The organism is Methylotenera versatilis 301, from assembly GCF_000093025.1.
Lineage (GTDB): Bacteria > Pseudomonadota > Gammaproteobacteria > Burkholderiales > Methylophilaceae > Methylotenera > Methylotenera versatilis.
The window spans coordinates 812,248-827,195 of the sequence record NC_014207.1 but is presented as its reverse complement, the minus strand read 5'-3'; the positions used below and the strand labels follow the sequence as shown (position 1 = coordinate 827,195).

At 41.1% G+C, this 14,948-nt stretch carries 12 protein-coding genes and 1 tRNA gene; all 13 read right to left on the bottom strand.

Going from position 1 to position 14,948, the window contains the following annotated elements:
- Positions 1-12: 12 nt before the first annotated feature.
- Entirely contained in the window at positions 13-657 is a 645-nt protein-coding gene (locus tag M301_RS03780) for a hypothetical protein (RefSeq protein WP_013147430.1), read from the bottom strand.
- Positions 651-1,220: a type 4a pilus biogenesis protein PilO gene (pilO, locus tag M301_RS03775; RefSeq protein WP_013147429.1), complete on the bottom strand. Its 570-nt coding sequence runs from the start codon at positions 1,218-1,220 to the stop codon at positions 651-653. The genes M301_RS03780 and pilO overlap by 7 nt, the downstream gene beginning before the upstream one ends.
- Complete coding sequence (locus M301_RS03770; protein ID WP_013147428.1) at positions 1,213-1,812, bottom strand: PilN domain-containing protein; 600 nt, start codon at positions 1,810-1,812, stop codon at positions 1,213-1,215. The genes pilO and M301_RS03770 overlap by 8 nt, the downstream gene beginning before the upstream one ends.
- Positions 1,812-2,639 (bottom strand): hypothetical protein, encoded by an 828-nt coding sequence (locus tag M301_RS03765; RefSeq protein WP_013147427.1) that lies wholly within the window; start codon positions 2,637-2,639, stop codon positions 1,812-1,814. Before M301_RS03765 ends, M301_RS03770 begins: the two co-directional genes overlap by 1 nt.
- A complete protein-coding gene (locus M301_RS03760) occupies positions 2,620-4,320 on the bottom strand; it encodes a GspE/PulE family protein (RefSeq protein ID WP_049770004.1) in 1,701 nt (566 codons plus the stop codon). The genes M301_RS03765 and M301_RS03760 overlap by 20 nt, the downstream gene beginning before the upstream one ends.
- A 44-nt stretch (positions 4,321-4,364) precedes the next feature.
- Positions 4,365-5,546 (bottom strand): type II secretion system F family protein, encoded by a 1,182-nt coding sequence (locus M301_RS03755; protein ID WP_013147425.1) that lies wholly within the window; start codon positions 5,544-5,546, stop codon positions 4,365-4,367.
- A gap of 14 nt (positions 5,547-5,560) precedes the next feature.
- Positions 5,561-5,998, bottom strand: a complete 438-nt coding sequence (gspG, locus tag M301_RS03750; RefSeq protein ID WP_013147424.1) for a type II secretion system major pseudopilin GspG — start codon at positions 5,996-5,998, stop codon at positions 5,561-5,563.
- Positions 5,999-6,124: 126 nt separating this feature from the next.
- Positions 6,125-7,264, bottom strand: a complete 1,140-nt coding sequence (locus M301_RS03745; protein ID WP_013147423.1) for a nucleotidyltransferase family protein — start codon at positions 7,262-7,264, stop codon at positions 6,125-6,127.
- A 164-nt stretch (positions 7,265-7,428) separates the two neighbouring features.
- Entirely contained in the window at positions 7,429-7,881 is a 453-nt protein-coding gene (locus M301_RS03740) for a PEP-CTERM sorting domain-containing protein (RefSeq protein WP_013147422.1), read from the bottom strand.
- Between the two features lie 189 nt (positions 7,882-8,070).
- Positions 8,071-9,435 (bottom strand): glycosyltransferase family 4 protein, encoded by a 1,365-nt coding sequence (locus tag M301_RS03735; protein WP_013147421.1) that lies wholly within the window; start codon positions 9,433-9,435, stop codon positions 8,071-8,073.
- A gap of 252 nt (positions 9,436-9,687) precedes the next feature.
- Entirely contained in the window at positions 9,688-10,716 is a 1,029-nt protein-coding gene (gene galE / locus M301_RS03730) for a UDP-glucose 4-epimerase GalE (protein WP_013147420.1), read from the bottom strand.
- A gap of 325 nt (positions 10,717-11,041) precedes the next feature.
- Positions 11,042-11,131 (bottom strand) — tRNA-Ser (locus M301_RS03725).
- 192 nt (positions 11,132-11,323) lie between these two features.
- Positions 11,324-14,770: a cadherin-like domain-containing protein gene (locus M301_RS03720; protein ID WP_238524681.1), complete on the bottom strand. Its 3,447-nt coding sequence runs from the start codon at positions 14,768-14,770 to the stop codon at positions 11,324-11,326.
- Positions 14,771-14,948 lie beyond the last annotated feature (178 nt).

The window sequence follows — 14,948 nt, the reverse complement described above, 5'->3', positions numbered from 1 at the left end:
TCATAAGTCCTTTTACTGATTTATTTCTTCTGCAATTGGTGCCGTTTGCTTGGCTGACTTGGATAGGACTTGCTTTAAATTGAGCGGCAAATAAGTGAATTGCAATGTGTTAGCGTCTTCACTATCCAATCGCCACTGCATATCGACCTTTTCGCCCATCACGACAGAATAAAGTTTGTTATTACCCAGCAAGAATACTTGCGTACCCTTAGGAGAGTTTTCCAATTTTCCTGCGTAAATAAACGGAGTATTGGGTGCAACAGGTGGCGGTGGCGGTAATGGTTTAACTTTTTTAGCTGGTGTTATCACTACCCATGAATGCACTTTAAATGCATCATGAGGCGTGCTTACAAGTGGCTCTCGCTGAAGTCCTTGCCAAGGAATAAGGCTGTAGCTGTTACTTACAGACTCAGTTTTATTTGTTTGAATATTGTCGTGCTGACTATTACGAACACTTGGTGAATGATGGTTTTTAGTGTTGCTAGCAAACTTATTGGGCACCAACTCTATAGCTTCATCAGACGGGTTTTCTTTATGCAAGGCAGTCCAAATAGTGATACCTAATGTAATAAAAAGCACGATATAAAGCCATTTACTAGACTCATTGGTGCTCTTTTTCATCATGGGAATTTTAATCGTAGAATTAACGCTCACCATGAATCACCTTTTAAAAATAGCACAAAGACTAATCTAGCTTCCACGGTTGGCGATAAAGAATTTTCACGTTTTATTTGCAAATCATTAAGTGCAAGCGCTGGCAACTTCAACAATACATCTGCAATAAACTGACGTATTTGAATATATTGACCAACCACTGGAAAGACTATTTCGTAACGTAACAGCTCCCCCTGTTTTGTTTGCGAAAGCTTGTAATCACCGCGATTTAAAATCAAATGCCGCTTGATTGCCATTGCGTCCATCATGCTTAACCATTTAGGCAAACTGGCACCTGCAGGAAACAAGTCATAAAACTTGGTAACATCTTGTGCTGTAGTCTGTATTTGCGTTTTTGGTAGTGTCGCTAATTTTATGGAGGGTTGACTATGCTGCTTTAGCTTGGATTGCGTCAGTGTTATCTGCTCATCCAATTCCATGATGTAAGTTACGTAGATGAGTAAACAACTGACTATAATGGCGACACCTAGTAGCCCCCAAAGCCCAAGCGCACTTAGATACTTACTTACTAGCCAACGCAGGTGATTAACATCAATCTTATTCATTGATGTTAATCTTTTCATTATTTAGTGATTGGATGGCACTTGCTGATTGCTCAGAATTTCTCCATTGCGCATACACCGTGAAGGTAACTGGTTTTGATAGATTGGCTTCATCTATACTATGCTTTTGAAGATAGACTTTCTCCAGTGTAGGCTGAGCCTCCAGCTTTTGAATATAAGCGAATATGGACTCTAAGTTTTTAGCCTCTCCTGTCAGTGTTACTTGATTCTTTTTACGATTTGGTTCAAAACTCAACAACGCAACATCTTGCATATCAGATGCTTCTATCCCTAGTAATAAAGATGCCCAGGGCGCCATCAATGCCGTCACAGTAGCCTGAATTTGTAACCTTTCATCTGGTGCTATTTCAATGCTGACATGATTGACTGGTGTTTCTTTACGATTTAATTGTTGCTCAATTTCAAGCAGTTTGGATGAAACTTCAGCCAGAGTTACTTGCTTGGTTTGATATAGTTGCCAAGTAAAGAATGTGATTATAAAACTTGTTAATAGCACGCTAATGCCGAGCCAAGTCCAACTTGAAAGTGAAAAAGGCGGATGTTGAATAAAATCTAAATCAAACCTATGACTCATTAAGCAACCTCAAGCATGCTAAATCGTGCGGCACTTAAATTATTTTTTAATGCGCCAATCCGCCTAATTGTCCAACCTTCAATTGCATGAATCACGGCACTTTTATGTAAGGGTGCATAGACAAGGACTTCTTTATTTTCAGTATCTTTTAACATCAATTCGCGTAGCATTAAACTCTTTAATGCTAACTGCCAATCGCAACTTAGCGGAAATGTACGTAGATTCACACAATCACCGTGATTCAAGTTAATCAACAACAATCGCTTCAACTCCACAATGATCAAATAGCCGCTAATTTTCCCCAATTGTTTAGATAAGCAATTAAATGCATTCATTAAATAAGGTTGAACTCCTATCAGCTTTAAATCATGTTTGATGGCTAGCTGATGAAGTGCCCTTAATAAATCACGATCTATCGCTACTGCAATCGTTGTTTGGTGGACGGGAGCGTTATTTAGCTTAATGTCCCACTTCTCTACTACTTCACCGTAAATTTCACGGTAAGAAGCTGCGGCATAAGCTAACTTCTCTTTTGTGCTCATATGTATTGGTTGTGCTGGAAGGGCCAAATATCTGACAAAGTCGCTTGATAACGTAATGTTTAATGTTGCTTTAGCTCTCAACTGCATTGAGGTAAGTAGTGCATCTAAGTGATGTGTAGCTGGTTGCCAAGCTGGCACCTCCGATTTCGCCTCCTCGCTATGCTTTGAAATCGTGACCTGTTTTTGGTCGATCATTTTTTTCTGCAAGCCAACTGATTGATGAACAACCGCAACGTTGTCAGAGCCAAGCATGGCCAACACTTGATTAACCGACAAAAGTGACACGATTGATCTCCTGCAAAGTAGTTAATCCATTGCCTACCGCTTCAAGAGCGGCTTCTCTTATTGTGCGCATTCCACTTCTTTTTGCGGCTTCTTTTAATTTTCGTATAGGCTCTCGTGCAACAATCATTTCTCGTAATTCATCATTCAGTATCAACAATTCTGCAACAGCTTTTCGACCGCGATAACCTGTACCGCGACAATGCCCACAGCCTTTAGCCTCTTTAAACTTCATACCCACAGCCATTTCTTGGCTAATGCCTGAATCAGCTAACAACTGGTCATCTGGTTGGTAATCTTCAGCGCAGTGTGGGCAAATAGAGCGTATAAGGCGTTGCGCCATAATGCCGTTCATCGCAGAAACAAAGTTATAGGGGTCGACGCCCATGTGCATGAATCGGCCAATTACATCTAACACGTTATTGGCGTGAACCGTGGTGAACACCAAATGCCCTGTGAGTGCGGCTTGAACTGCAATTTGTGCAGTTTCAGAATCGCGAATCTCACCCACCATAATTTTGTCAGGATCATGACGCAAAATTGAGCGTAAGCCTTTTGCAAAAGTGAGGCCTTTTTTCTCATTGACTGGAATTTGTAACACACCAGGCAATTGATACTCTACGGGATCTTCAATCGTAATAATTTTATCGTGGCCAGTATTCACCTCTGAGATTGCCGCATAGAGTGAAGTAGTTTTTCCGCTACCAGTAGGTCCTGTGACTAACACCATGCCATAAGGCTCAAGCGCTAAGCGACGGAATTGTGCGATGATTTTTTCATCAAATCCTAAGACATGTAAGCTCAGCCCTTGCGCTTCTTCTGAAAGCGCTTTTCTATCGAGTACACGTAAAACCGCATCTTCGCCAAACACACTAGGCATGATGGATACTCGAAAGTCGACATCACGCCCCTGAACAATCACCTTAAATCGCCCATCTTGTGGCGTGCGCCGCTCAGCAATATCAAGCTGCGCCATGACTTTAACGCGCGAAATTGCCTGATCCGCATTATCCATACCTTGCATGCCTCCGACGCCGTTCATTACGCCATCAATGCGATACTTAATAGATAAACCTGAACTAGAACATTCTAGATGAATATCACTAGCGCCGATTTTTAACGCATCATAAAGCGTCGAGTTAATGAGCTTGATTATTGGGTTGGAATCCTCATTAATGGACTTTAATGATAAATTTGCAACAGCCTCATCATCTTCCGCTACAGCGTGATTATCTTCGCCACGCAAACCATCCATCGCACGCATGGTTTCCTCATGACGCGCCAAAAATGCTGCAATATCATTGCGATGCGCTAAACGCCACGTAAAGGCTTGTTTAATATTTTCTAAAGCCCACTCTTGTAAGCTTTCATTAAACGGGTCTGCAAACACCAATATCAACCCATGATTTGCTGTGTTTTTATCTGACATAAAAGCTAGGCACTCTTTCTGCTGCGCCTTTGAAAATTGGATGATTTCAAAAGCTGCGGTCAAGCTATGAAGCTCTTTCATACTAATCGCGTCAAAATGCAGTGTTTGGCTTAGCGCTTGCAAAAAGTCTTCTTGATTGTATTGAGTGAGGTCTTCCAATATCTCAACGATTCGGCGTTGCTGTACATTCGCTTGTGACTTAGCCTGCCTAATCTGCTCCACATGAATGACGCTAGGACTTTTAAGCTCGGTCATCTCATCAATATCAATAGTATTGACTGATTCTTGTAAAATCGCATTCATTGAATATTTCCTGCTAGCTCAAAAATTGGCATGTAAAGAAGTAAAACAACAACGCCTATTACCAGCCCTATCAGCAACATCAGTATGGGTTCAAAGAGCTTGGTAAACCAATCTATCCAGCGTGCTAACTCTTCATCATAAAACGAGGCTATACGTTCCATCATGTCGCCTATTCTTCCACCGCGTTCGCCTACGCGTAACATACGAAGCGCAATCGGCGTTGTTAAGCCGGCCTGCTCCATAGCGACTGAAATAGTCTGCCCTTCTTGTATTGCAGCAGATGCTTGCTTCATTTTCGCCTGAAGCACGACATCTAATAAACCTGCAACAGAATCCAAAGCGACGATAATCGACGTGCCACCTTTAAGCAGCATTCCTAATGTTCGATAAAATCGTGCTAATTGAAAAATACGTAATCGCTTGCCTAACGCGGGTATTTTCCAAATAAGTTGTATGATGGATTTGCGCACTGAAGCTTGTGATAAGCCAAAGACCAAGCCTGCAATGAACAACACTACAAAAGTGAGCAACTCTTTACCGTGGCTTTCCAGAAACAACCCCCAGGCCAATAACACTTGTGACAGAAATGGTAGGTTTCCGCCTGTGCCTTCATAGATTCGACTAAATTTAGGCACAACAAAGCCAAGTAGAAACAGAATCACCAAGCCACCAACCGCCATTAACAGAATTGGATAGATTGAAGAAGACACGATTTTCTTCCTCACCAAACCGAGCTGCTGCTCATAGCTCACATAGCGACTTAAAGCCTCTGGCAAGTCACCAGTTTTCTCACTGGCGCGAACTGTAGCAATATATAAAACAGGAAAAATTAATGGTTGCTGCTCTAGTGCAGATGAAAATGTCTGCCCTTGATACAAGGCCTGCAACAGAGCATCTAAGGTATGTTTTATTTGGTTGCCCTGTTCCTTTTCAGCAAGCGTTTCAATGGCTTCAACAAGGTTTAACCCTGCTTCCAGTAAGGCAAGTAGTTCCTGGCTAAATAAAGCTAAGGGGAATTTTTTGTTTTGTCGATTGCTCAATGCCGAACCAGTAGACTTTGCGGTAATTGGCGTGAAGCCTCGCGCCTGCACTTGTGCAAGCGCGTCTTGAGCATGGGCAGCCGAAATGCTTAATAGCACCATTTCTTTTCCGCGAACAGCTTTAACTTGAAATTCCATGGACTTAAACTAAGTTACCAGCTCACGACGTCTTCAGCTTCTTTAGTGCCACCCTGTTGAGCATCTTTACCTAAAGAATATAAGTCAAAATCACCATGCTCACCTGGTGACTTATAGAGGTAAGGCTTATTCCACGGGTCATTCGGGACATCCTTCTTAAGATACGGACCAGACCATTTTGCGTCATTTGCAACGTTTTTATTTAACGCAGCTAAGCCCTGCTCAGAACTAGGATACTGCCCAACATCAATACGATATTGATCTAAAGCCTTACCTAGAGAGTCGATTTGAGCACGCGCTGTTTTAGTTTCCGACTTGCCAATTTGTTCAAAATACTTTGGCCCGACGTACCCAGCAAGCAAGCCAATGATGACCATCACGACTAACAACTCAAGTAGTGTAAACCCTTGAGTTTTAGATTGAGGAAGCTTAAATCCATTTAAATTTGACATATATTTACACATAGTGAATTTCACGTGGCAATTTTAGTCATTCTTGTTTTCAGTAGGATTTCATATTTGTGACACTTTTGTCACAAAGCATGAACGTGCTTTCACTTGAACACTTACCTCTGAGAATTAAATCCTTGCTTGCGCATAATCCATTGGATAAATGACTTTTTCGCGCGCATCCGACCAAATCAAGTCACAGGTATCGTCATCTACATGCATCATCCTGCCGTACTTATCAACACAGTACTCACCACAGACAATCATTTCTTCAAAACTGAAGTCTTGCCCAACACGCGTGTATTCGAACAAGACACTACGCACAACTTTGCCGCCCCGTTGCACGTGGCAACCATCGCTAATCCAAGTGGGGCCGACTATCTCAGCACCTTTATCTACACGAGCACCCGAACCTATATACACAGGGCCTTCAATCTTTGTATTTTCCCAATCAATGCGAACATTTAAGCCCACCCATACGCCTGGCCTAATTTGCTTACCTGGCATGTTCATGGAGGGCACTTCGCCTTGCATCAATTGCTGCATAACCTCCCAGTAATCAGTGACTAGCCCAATATCGATCCAATTAAAATGTTGGTTAATCGCATAGAAAGGCAAGTTTTTATCTACTAGTAATGGAAATAAATCTGAACCTATGTCAAAGGTGCTACCTGATGGAATAAGATTAATCGCTTCAGGTTCGAATATATAAATACCTGTACTAGCGAGATTGGATTTGGCTATGGCCTGGCTCGGCTTCTCTTGAAAAGAAACGATCTTTCCATTTTCATCAGTCAACACAATGCCGTAATCTGAAACCTTATCCATAGGCACTTCTTTTGCCACTAAACTCACTAAAGCTCCCTTCCTGCGGTGTTCAGCAACTGCTGCGGTGATATCTAAATCAATAATGGCATCACCACATATCACAATGGTAGTTTCATTGAAAAAACCACCGAAATCTTGGATCTTACGCATACCCCCAGCCGAGCCAACTGGGCTAGGTACAATCTTTCCGTTACTAATATCACCTTCAAATGAGTAGCCAATTTCAATACCAAATCGGTGACCATCGCCAAAGTATTGTTGTATTTTTTCATGCAGATAACTGACATTGACCATGACTTCATTGACGTTATGTTTTGCTAAATGCTCTATTAGATATGCCATTACAGGCTTACCTAATAGTGGAATCATCGGCTTGGGAAGCTCATAGGTAAGAGGACGTACGCGTGTACCTTTACCCGCAGCTAAAATCATGGCTTTCATTGTCAGTGCTTTCTAGAAAATCTAATTTAATGGTGAGTGATTAGTTAACAAAGCACTATAGAGAGAAATTATTAAGTATTCATGACTGACTAATTAGATATTATAAAAAACAACTGAAAAATAAAAAGCGGTCAAAAATGACCGCCTTTTATCAACTATATCTATTAAGCTTTTTTACGTTTTACCATGACTATCATGGCTAAACCAATCAATACCAAGGCATAACTTTCAGGCTCTGGTATAGGTGCACAAATATTATGCTCATCTTTACCATAGTGAATGCCCCAGCCTTTATCATTAATTAACTTGTTATATACAAAATTATGTTCATGAATATGGCTGTCATGTGAAAGATATTTTGCGAACTCATCTCTAGATAAAGGCAGATTCTTTGAACTAGATAAGTAATTGAACAATTGATTTGATGGCTTATCTGAGGAGTTACTCTCAAAATCATTTTTCTTTTGAGTAGTCTGCTGCAATACACTTTTGCCTATGACTTCAGTAAATAAACTGCCATACTCTTCAATATGATGTGTTGTAATACTTTTGCCTTCAGATGCCATCGCAGGCACTGATAATATGGTTAATACCAAAAATAAATTTGATAGCTTCATGCCACACCTCAAAACTAACGCCAAAATTGGAAGTTAATGTTAGTGCTAGATTATGAAGATTTGACTTAAGAGCTGAGTAAAAAATAGTCCATTAAGACTAGATTAGCCCTAATGGACTAATCCGTTTAAAGAAGGCGTTAATGATGCTTAAATCTTTTAAAATTGCAAATTACCAATTATCAGTATTGATTACACAACAGACTGATATTCCTTAAATGTTTTTGCTGCAATATTTTTCCAGTTATATTGCTCATTTACCCATGATCTGAGAGATTCTCTAGTGTCATTGGCTACAACTTGATTGATATTCATGCGAATTAAATTCGCCATTTCATTCACATTACCTAACTCAAAATAACAATCTGAACTTAGTCCAACTTCTAAGTTTGCAGGTATATTGCTAGCAATCGCAGGTAGTCCATAGCTTAACGCTTCTAATAACGAAATTGATAAACCCTCATGAGATGAAGGCAGCACAAACATGGCGGCGTGTCTATATAGGCTACCTAATGTATCTCCAGTTTGAAACCCAGTCAGCACAATATTAGCGTTACCAGATGCCGCATTGATAATTGATTGCATATAAGCATCTGGATGATCAGATGAGCCTACAAATACTAATTTAATATCATGTAGATTGGCTAAATTAAAAGCATTGATTAAATCGAGATGACGCTTTTCAGGCACAAAACGGCTCACCAGTAAAACATATTTATTTTTTTGCAGGCCAAATTGTTCAATATGTTTTTCTGATATATCGGTATTAGGCATGACCACACCATTAAATATTAATGATGAATACACGCCATGCTTGCGAATGACCAATTCACGAATGACTTTTGAAATTACAATCCTGCCATTTGAGAATCTCATCCCCATCCACTCACCAAGCAATAAAACATTACGTGCGAAATAGCCCCATTTTTGCCTGTCATAATCAGGCCCGTGGTGCGTAACAACCACCTTCAAGCCTAAAAGCCTTGCTAATGGCGTCATGACTGCGGGACCAATTGCATGTATATGTAAAATATCAGGGCGTTTAATGGCTGCATACAACACGCCTAGAAAAGTATGAATAATAGCTTCTAAACCTTTAGATTTAGGTGCCCAGATTCTCGTAAACTTAACGCCACTCCACAAATTACCTGTGCTGTGGCTTTGGTAAGGAGATCTAACGATGACTTCTAAATCACAACCTAGACCGACTAATAATGGCGCCAAATTCTCAGCATGAGTCTCCACTCCACCTTGAACATTAGGAAACCCCCTTAACCCCAACATCATGATGCGTAAAGGCTTTGTAGAAATCTCAATATCGTTAGAAAGAATATCTGAATAATTGAGTTCATGTTCAAAATTTGCATTTAAATTAAATGCTTTAACATGAGCTTTCAAATAATTATTTTGATTGGCAGTGCCTGCTACATATGAAGTTGTGTAAGACAAATCAAAAGCTGAGTAATTAGAAAGCTTAAAGCTTAGCCATTTAAACAAGATTGGTAATTTAGAATGTGCAGATATTTCACGAAGTAATTTATTTATAAAATTAACCACATCCAACCCCTCAATTACCAATCAAAAATATGCAGTAATCATGAGTTGAGCTGGTTTCATTATGATTATTGAAACCAGCTTTTATCTAGTCCTATCGGACTAGATAAAAGTAGTATTTAATACGGATAATCAAACACAAGAAGTTGTGAAGTTTTTATAAAAATTGGTAATCAGAAATGACTTACTACTACCCTTATTTAAAAATATGAGGTAGTAGCAAGTATTGGTAGATCTAACTAGGTTAGGCTTAAATTAGTCAGTACTTGCCTGCGCACTAAAGCCGTTAGGGTTGATTGACTGCCACTTCCATGCATCGGCACACATTTGCTCTAAGTCTCGCTTGGCTGACCAACCAAATAAATTCTTAGCGTGCTGCGGATCAGCATAGTTAATGGCGACATCACCATGGCGTCTTGGCAAGATCTCAAATGGAATCTCTTTTTCACTTGCTTTTGAAAATGCATTCACCACATCCAGTACGCTATAACCCTGACCCGTACCTAAATTGACAGTAATCAAAGCTTGATGCTTAACCAAGTAATTAATAGCATCCACATGCCCATCTGCTAAATCCATCACATGAATATAATCTCTAATCCCTGTGCCATCGTGGGTAGCATAATCATTACCAAAAACTCGAAGTTTTGGTAATCGCCCTACCGCGACTTGTGCAACATAAGGCAATAAATTATTCGGAATGCCATTTGGATTCTCACCAATTAAGCCACTGACATGCGCGCCAATAGGATTAAAGTAACGCAATAAAGCAATGCGCCAAGTATTGTCGGAACGATGAAGGTCTCTTAGTATATCCTCCACCATTAACTTGGTACGTCCATACGGATTTGTTGCACTTAAAGGAAAGTCTTCCTTTATAGGTAAAGTCGCTGGATCACCATAAACAGTGGCTGATGAGCTAAAAACAATCGTTTTAACGTTAAACTCACTCATTACTTCAAGCAAAGTTAAACTACCCGCCACGTTATTATCATAATACTGTAGCGGACTCTCGTTAGATTCTCCGACTGATTTAAGACCTGCAAAATGAACAACCGCAGAAATTGAATGCTGCTGAAATATAGAGCGCATCTCATTCCCATTACGTATATCAGCATTGATAAATGGGAATACTTTTCCAGAAATATTTTTGACGCGATGTATCGATTCTAGTTGGCTATTTGAGAGGTTATCGACAACAACAATATCGTGCCCCATCTCCAATAATTGCAAGCATGTATGAGAACCTATATAACCTGCACCGCCTGTTATTAATATTGCCATAATACTCACCTGATGTTTTTTTGAAATCTAACATTACAGTTTGAGTGCTACAGAAATAGTTTATAGATATAGTCCTAGTGGACTAGAGCAGAATAAATTCTGAAATATTCAGTTGAATTCGCAATTGGAATCCGCCCGCTTCAATAGACATATCATAATGTCAAAATTGGAACGGAGAGTTAAAAATGAAGGGTATCAGATATACAGCCGCATTTAAGGCTAAAGCTATCAAACAAATCGCAGAACGTGGCCACAAAACATCAGATATTGTAGATCGTTTAAGCTCAAGCATTAACTTAAAAGAGTCAATACGTTATAAAAAAATTGGCGGAGGAGGCGGGATTCGAACCCGCGACAGAGTTGCCCCTGTGCCACCTTTCCAGGGTGGTGCCTTCAACCGCTCAGCCACTCATCCGAATTTTGATACTTGATTTACATACTTGGAAACCGAGGCATTATATCGCACCGCGCCTAATCATACCAATGCAAATCGTGCGAGTCTTAAGTATGATCATCATAAAGAAAAAGCCTCTAATCAAATGAATAGAGGCTTAACGTTGTTTATTGAATAAATCTATTTAAAGCAGTGAATTTATTAATCCGCTTATTAATCCACAGTGAGTTTATTTTTAGTCAATAAATCTTGAATCACTGCCTGATCGTTTGTTAGGCTGGTTATTAAATCGACGTTGAGCAGCGTAATAGTTTGTACGTCGTTTGCAACATTGAATCCACCAGCAAACTCACCTGTTGCACTGACGTGAACAACGGTGTCAGCACCGGCTTTTTCAAAGTGCAAGTAGCTTGCAAGGTTCCCGATGCCTGAAGCATGGTTTTCACCAACGAGTAAATCACGCAAATCAAGCACATCGCCGCCCGAAGCCTTACTTGCCGTATCAAAATCCGTCACGATGTCGACTGCTGGATTGCCTTTAACACCCGCATCAGCTAATGCCCACACAAAGGTATCTGCACCTAGTCCACCCGACATTGTGTCAAGCCCAGCGCCGCCGATTAAAGTGTCATTTCCATCTCCACCTAATAAATCATCTTTGCCGCCACCGCCAATTAAAACGTCATCACCTTCGTGGCCTAACATCACATCTGGGCTAGATACGCCTATCAACGTATCTGCACCGGCAGTACCAATAGTGAGATTGGCTTTATCTACATCAAAAGTCACAGTAGCTGCGGCTTGATCGCCGTCATTATCAATAATTACATAGTCAAAATGTTCAGTAATTGCTTTTGATAACACCTCTGGCGCTTGATATTGGTAGCTACCTTGATCCATATCGACCATAAAGTGCCCACCTGAGCTTAATGTCACTGTGAGCTGTCTGGTGACTGCGTCAAAATGCATTAAGCCATTGGTCGCATTGCTAACAGTATCGGTTACTGGATCAAAAGCATAGGTTACGCCTTCGACCGTAATTGATTTTACATAGCCACCATCAGCACCTACGCCGCTATGGGCAGCTAACAAACCACCAGATAGCAATTGACCTGGAAACACGTTTACCGTGCTGGCAAGTACGCCATCTAGCTGCCCCATCTCCGTCACTACTACGCCATTAATCTCTTGCCTAGCTTGCCCATCATATGCAATCGGATTCAAATATGAGACGTCTGTCAGGCCAGTTCCCATACCAATTGCGTACGATTTAATTTGATTGTCATTCAGAAAGCCTTTCCAAATGGCTTCTTCTGCCACTTGAATGCCATTATCCGGACCTACACTAGAACCTACGTTAGACAATGTCGTATTGCTGCCATCCCCCCTGTTTGGGTTACCATCAGAGAAGAAATAGCTGATATTCTGTGCGCCACTAATTTTGCCTGGATCAGCAAAGGCCGTCATTGCATTGGCAATTGCGCCATCGTAGTTGGTGGTTCCGCCAATCGTTAAAATGCCATCGAGTATAGTTTTTGCTGTGTCGAGCGTTACCCACTCGGTACCTTGAGTTTCTGCATTATTTGAGAAAGTCACTAAACGTACGCGTATTTCGCCAAACCCATCATAAATATCCATCAAACGCTCGATAGACTTCACAGCACTTTGCAAACGAGTTTCAGCATTAATACCACTAACATCATTCATAGAGTTTGAAGTGTCTAAAGTGATGAGTAAATTAGTGTCTATCATCGCAAAAGAATCTGATCTGTTAAGTGCAATTGGTGCGTCATCCTCAATATTAACTGACAGCGTGCTAGTTGCTGAGGTTACGCCATCCGCAACAGTCACACCAAAGTTAATTGATTTCACATCTTCAATATTCACGCCACTGTGATCTACTGGGGCAAATAAATTGAACGCGTAATGACCTGAATTATCGACACTCGCTGTTGCCACTGCATGTGTACCAGCCATGGCTGTTAATTGTTGCGTACCACTACCTAGCCAAGTCACAGCCACGCCGCCAGAAGTCAATACTTCATTAGGTTGTGATAAGGTAATCGTTAAGTTACCCGCAGCATTACTAATTTGCAAATTACCGTCAATAGAACTCGCATTCGTAGTATCTGGATTGCCCGCAGTATCTTGTAAGCCACCTGCTAAGCCCTCTTCTGACACATTGACTGTCACCGAAGCAACTTCAACATTATGAATAGCGGCAGCGATATTTAAACTGACGGTTGCTGTATTAAATCCACCATTACCATCCGCAACAGTGTAAGTGAATGAAGCAGGCCCACTGTAGTGGGCGTCTGGCGTGAAAACAACTTGCCCATTAAGCAAGGCAAATGTGCCGTGAGCTGCTGCCTGAACGCTACTTATCGTGAGATTATCACCATCAACATCTTTATCATTGGCAAGTAAAGTAGCGAAATCCACAACCAAAGACGCGCCTTCATTACCAACGATTACACCATCAGCCACTGCATCTGGCGCATCGTTGACGGAATTAATATTAAGATTAACCGTAGCGGTATCAACGCCACCATTGCCATCTGAAATAGTATAAGTAAATGAAGCTGGGCCGTTGTAATTGGTATCTGGTGTGAATACTACCTGACCACTCACAATCGCAACCGTGCCATGCACGCCCGCTTGCACGCTGGTGATGATGAGTTTGTCGCCATCAATATCGGCATCATTAGCAAGTAATGTTGCAAAATTAATGGCTAATGGAACATCTTCATTGCCAGTAATGAGAGCATCGTTAACAGCAACTGGTGTATCATTTTCCGGGTTGATATTGAGGCTGACTGTTGCCGTGTTAGTACCACCTTTACCATCTGAAATGGTATAAGTAAATGAGGCTGGGCCATTGTAATTAGCTTCTGGCGTGAAAACCACTTGACCACTTACAATGGCAACCGCGCCGTGCACGCCTGCTTGCACACTAGTAACAGTCAGCTTGTCACCGTTTGCATCTGTATCATTCGCTAATAATGTAGCCATATTGATGACAAACGCATGGTCTTCTTGGCCTGTCACGCTATCATTTACCGCATTTGGTGCCGTGTTGTCTTTTGGAATAGTCAAACAAACTGTAGCAGTATCGCTACTTGCATTTCCGCAACCACCTTTGCCATCGCTGATGGTATAAGTAAATGTAGCTGGACCACTATAGCCTGCATCTGGTGTAAATACCACTTTGCCGTTAACTAAGGCAACTGTACCGTGAGTGGCACATTGTACGGAGGTAATTGTCAGCTTGTCGCCATCTACATCTTGGTCGTTAGCCAAAAGTGTTGCTGGATCAATAGTCACCTTGCCTGGAGCCGCCACCGCGATGTTGTCATTCACAGCATCTGGGCGATCATTCACAGGGCTAATCGATAGGTTGACTGTAGCGGTGCTGGTACCACCATTTCCATCTGAAACGGTATAGGTAAATGACGCGGGACCATTATAGTTAGCGATTGGCGTAAATGTCGCAGTGCCATTGATTAACGATACCGTGCCATTCAAAGCCCCCTGCACACTTGTAAGGGTTAATTTGTCGTGATTTTTATCTGTGTCGTTACTTAATAAGTTAGCGACTGAAATAACTACCGGCTGATCTTCACAGCCAGAAAAACAATCATTTTTTGCAACGGGAGCAATATTAGGTTCATAACAATTATATTTATAACCAACACAAGGGTTATAGCCACAACCGTAATAATAACTGTAAAAAATGCTTATGATATTTCGTTCTCGCCATAAAAAATTAAAGTTTATTTATGGTCGAATAATACCGATAAAGCACCAATCTCACACCCACTCAAATGGGTGGCTAAAT

What these genes read in the sequence shown, in the direction of transcription:
- pilO (WP_013147429.1), bottom strand. Translation starts at nt 1,220, where the DNA reads ATGAATAAGATTGATGTTAATCACCTGCGTTGGCTAGTAAGTAAGTAT.
- gspG (WP_013147424.1), bottom strand. Translation starts at nt 5,998, where the DNA reads ATGTCAAATTTAAATGGATTTAAGCTTCCTCAATCTAAAACTCAAGGG.
- M301_RS03740 (WP_013147422.1), bottom strand. Translation starts at nt 7,881, where the DNA reads ATGAAGCTATCAAATTTATTTTTGGTATTAACCATATTATCAGTGCCT.
- galE (WP_013147420.1), bottom strand. Translation starts at nt 10,716, where the DNA reads ATGGCAATATTAATAACAGGCGGTGCAGGTTATATAGGTTCTCATACA.
- M301_RS03755 (WP_013147425.1), bottom strand. Translation starts at nt 5,546, where the DNA reads ATGGAATTTCAAGTTAAAGCTGTTCGCGGAAAAGAAATGGTGCTATTA.
- M301_RS03760 (WP_049770004.1), bottom strand. Translation starts at nt 4,320, where the DNA reads ATGACCGAGCTTAAAAGTCCTAGCGTCATTCATGTGGAGCAGATTAGG.
- M301_RS03745 (WP_013147423.1), bottom strand. Translation starts at nt 7,264, where the DNA reads ATGAAAGCCATGATTTTAGCTGCGGGTAAAGGTACACGCGTACGTCCT.
- M301_RS03770 (WP_013147428.1), bottom strand. Translation starts at nt 1,812, where the DNA reads ATGAGTCATAGGTTTGATTTAGATTTTATTCAACATCCGCCTTTTTCA.
- M301_RS03780 (WP_013147430.1), bottom strand. Translation starts at nt 657, where the DNA reads ATGGTGAGCGTTAATTCTACGATTAAAATTCCCATGATGAAAAAGAGC.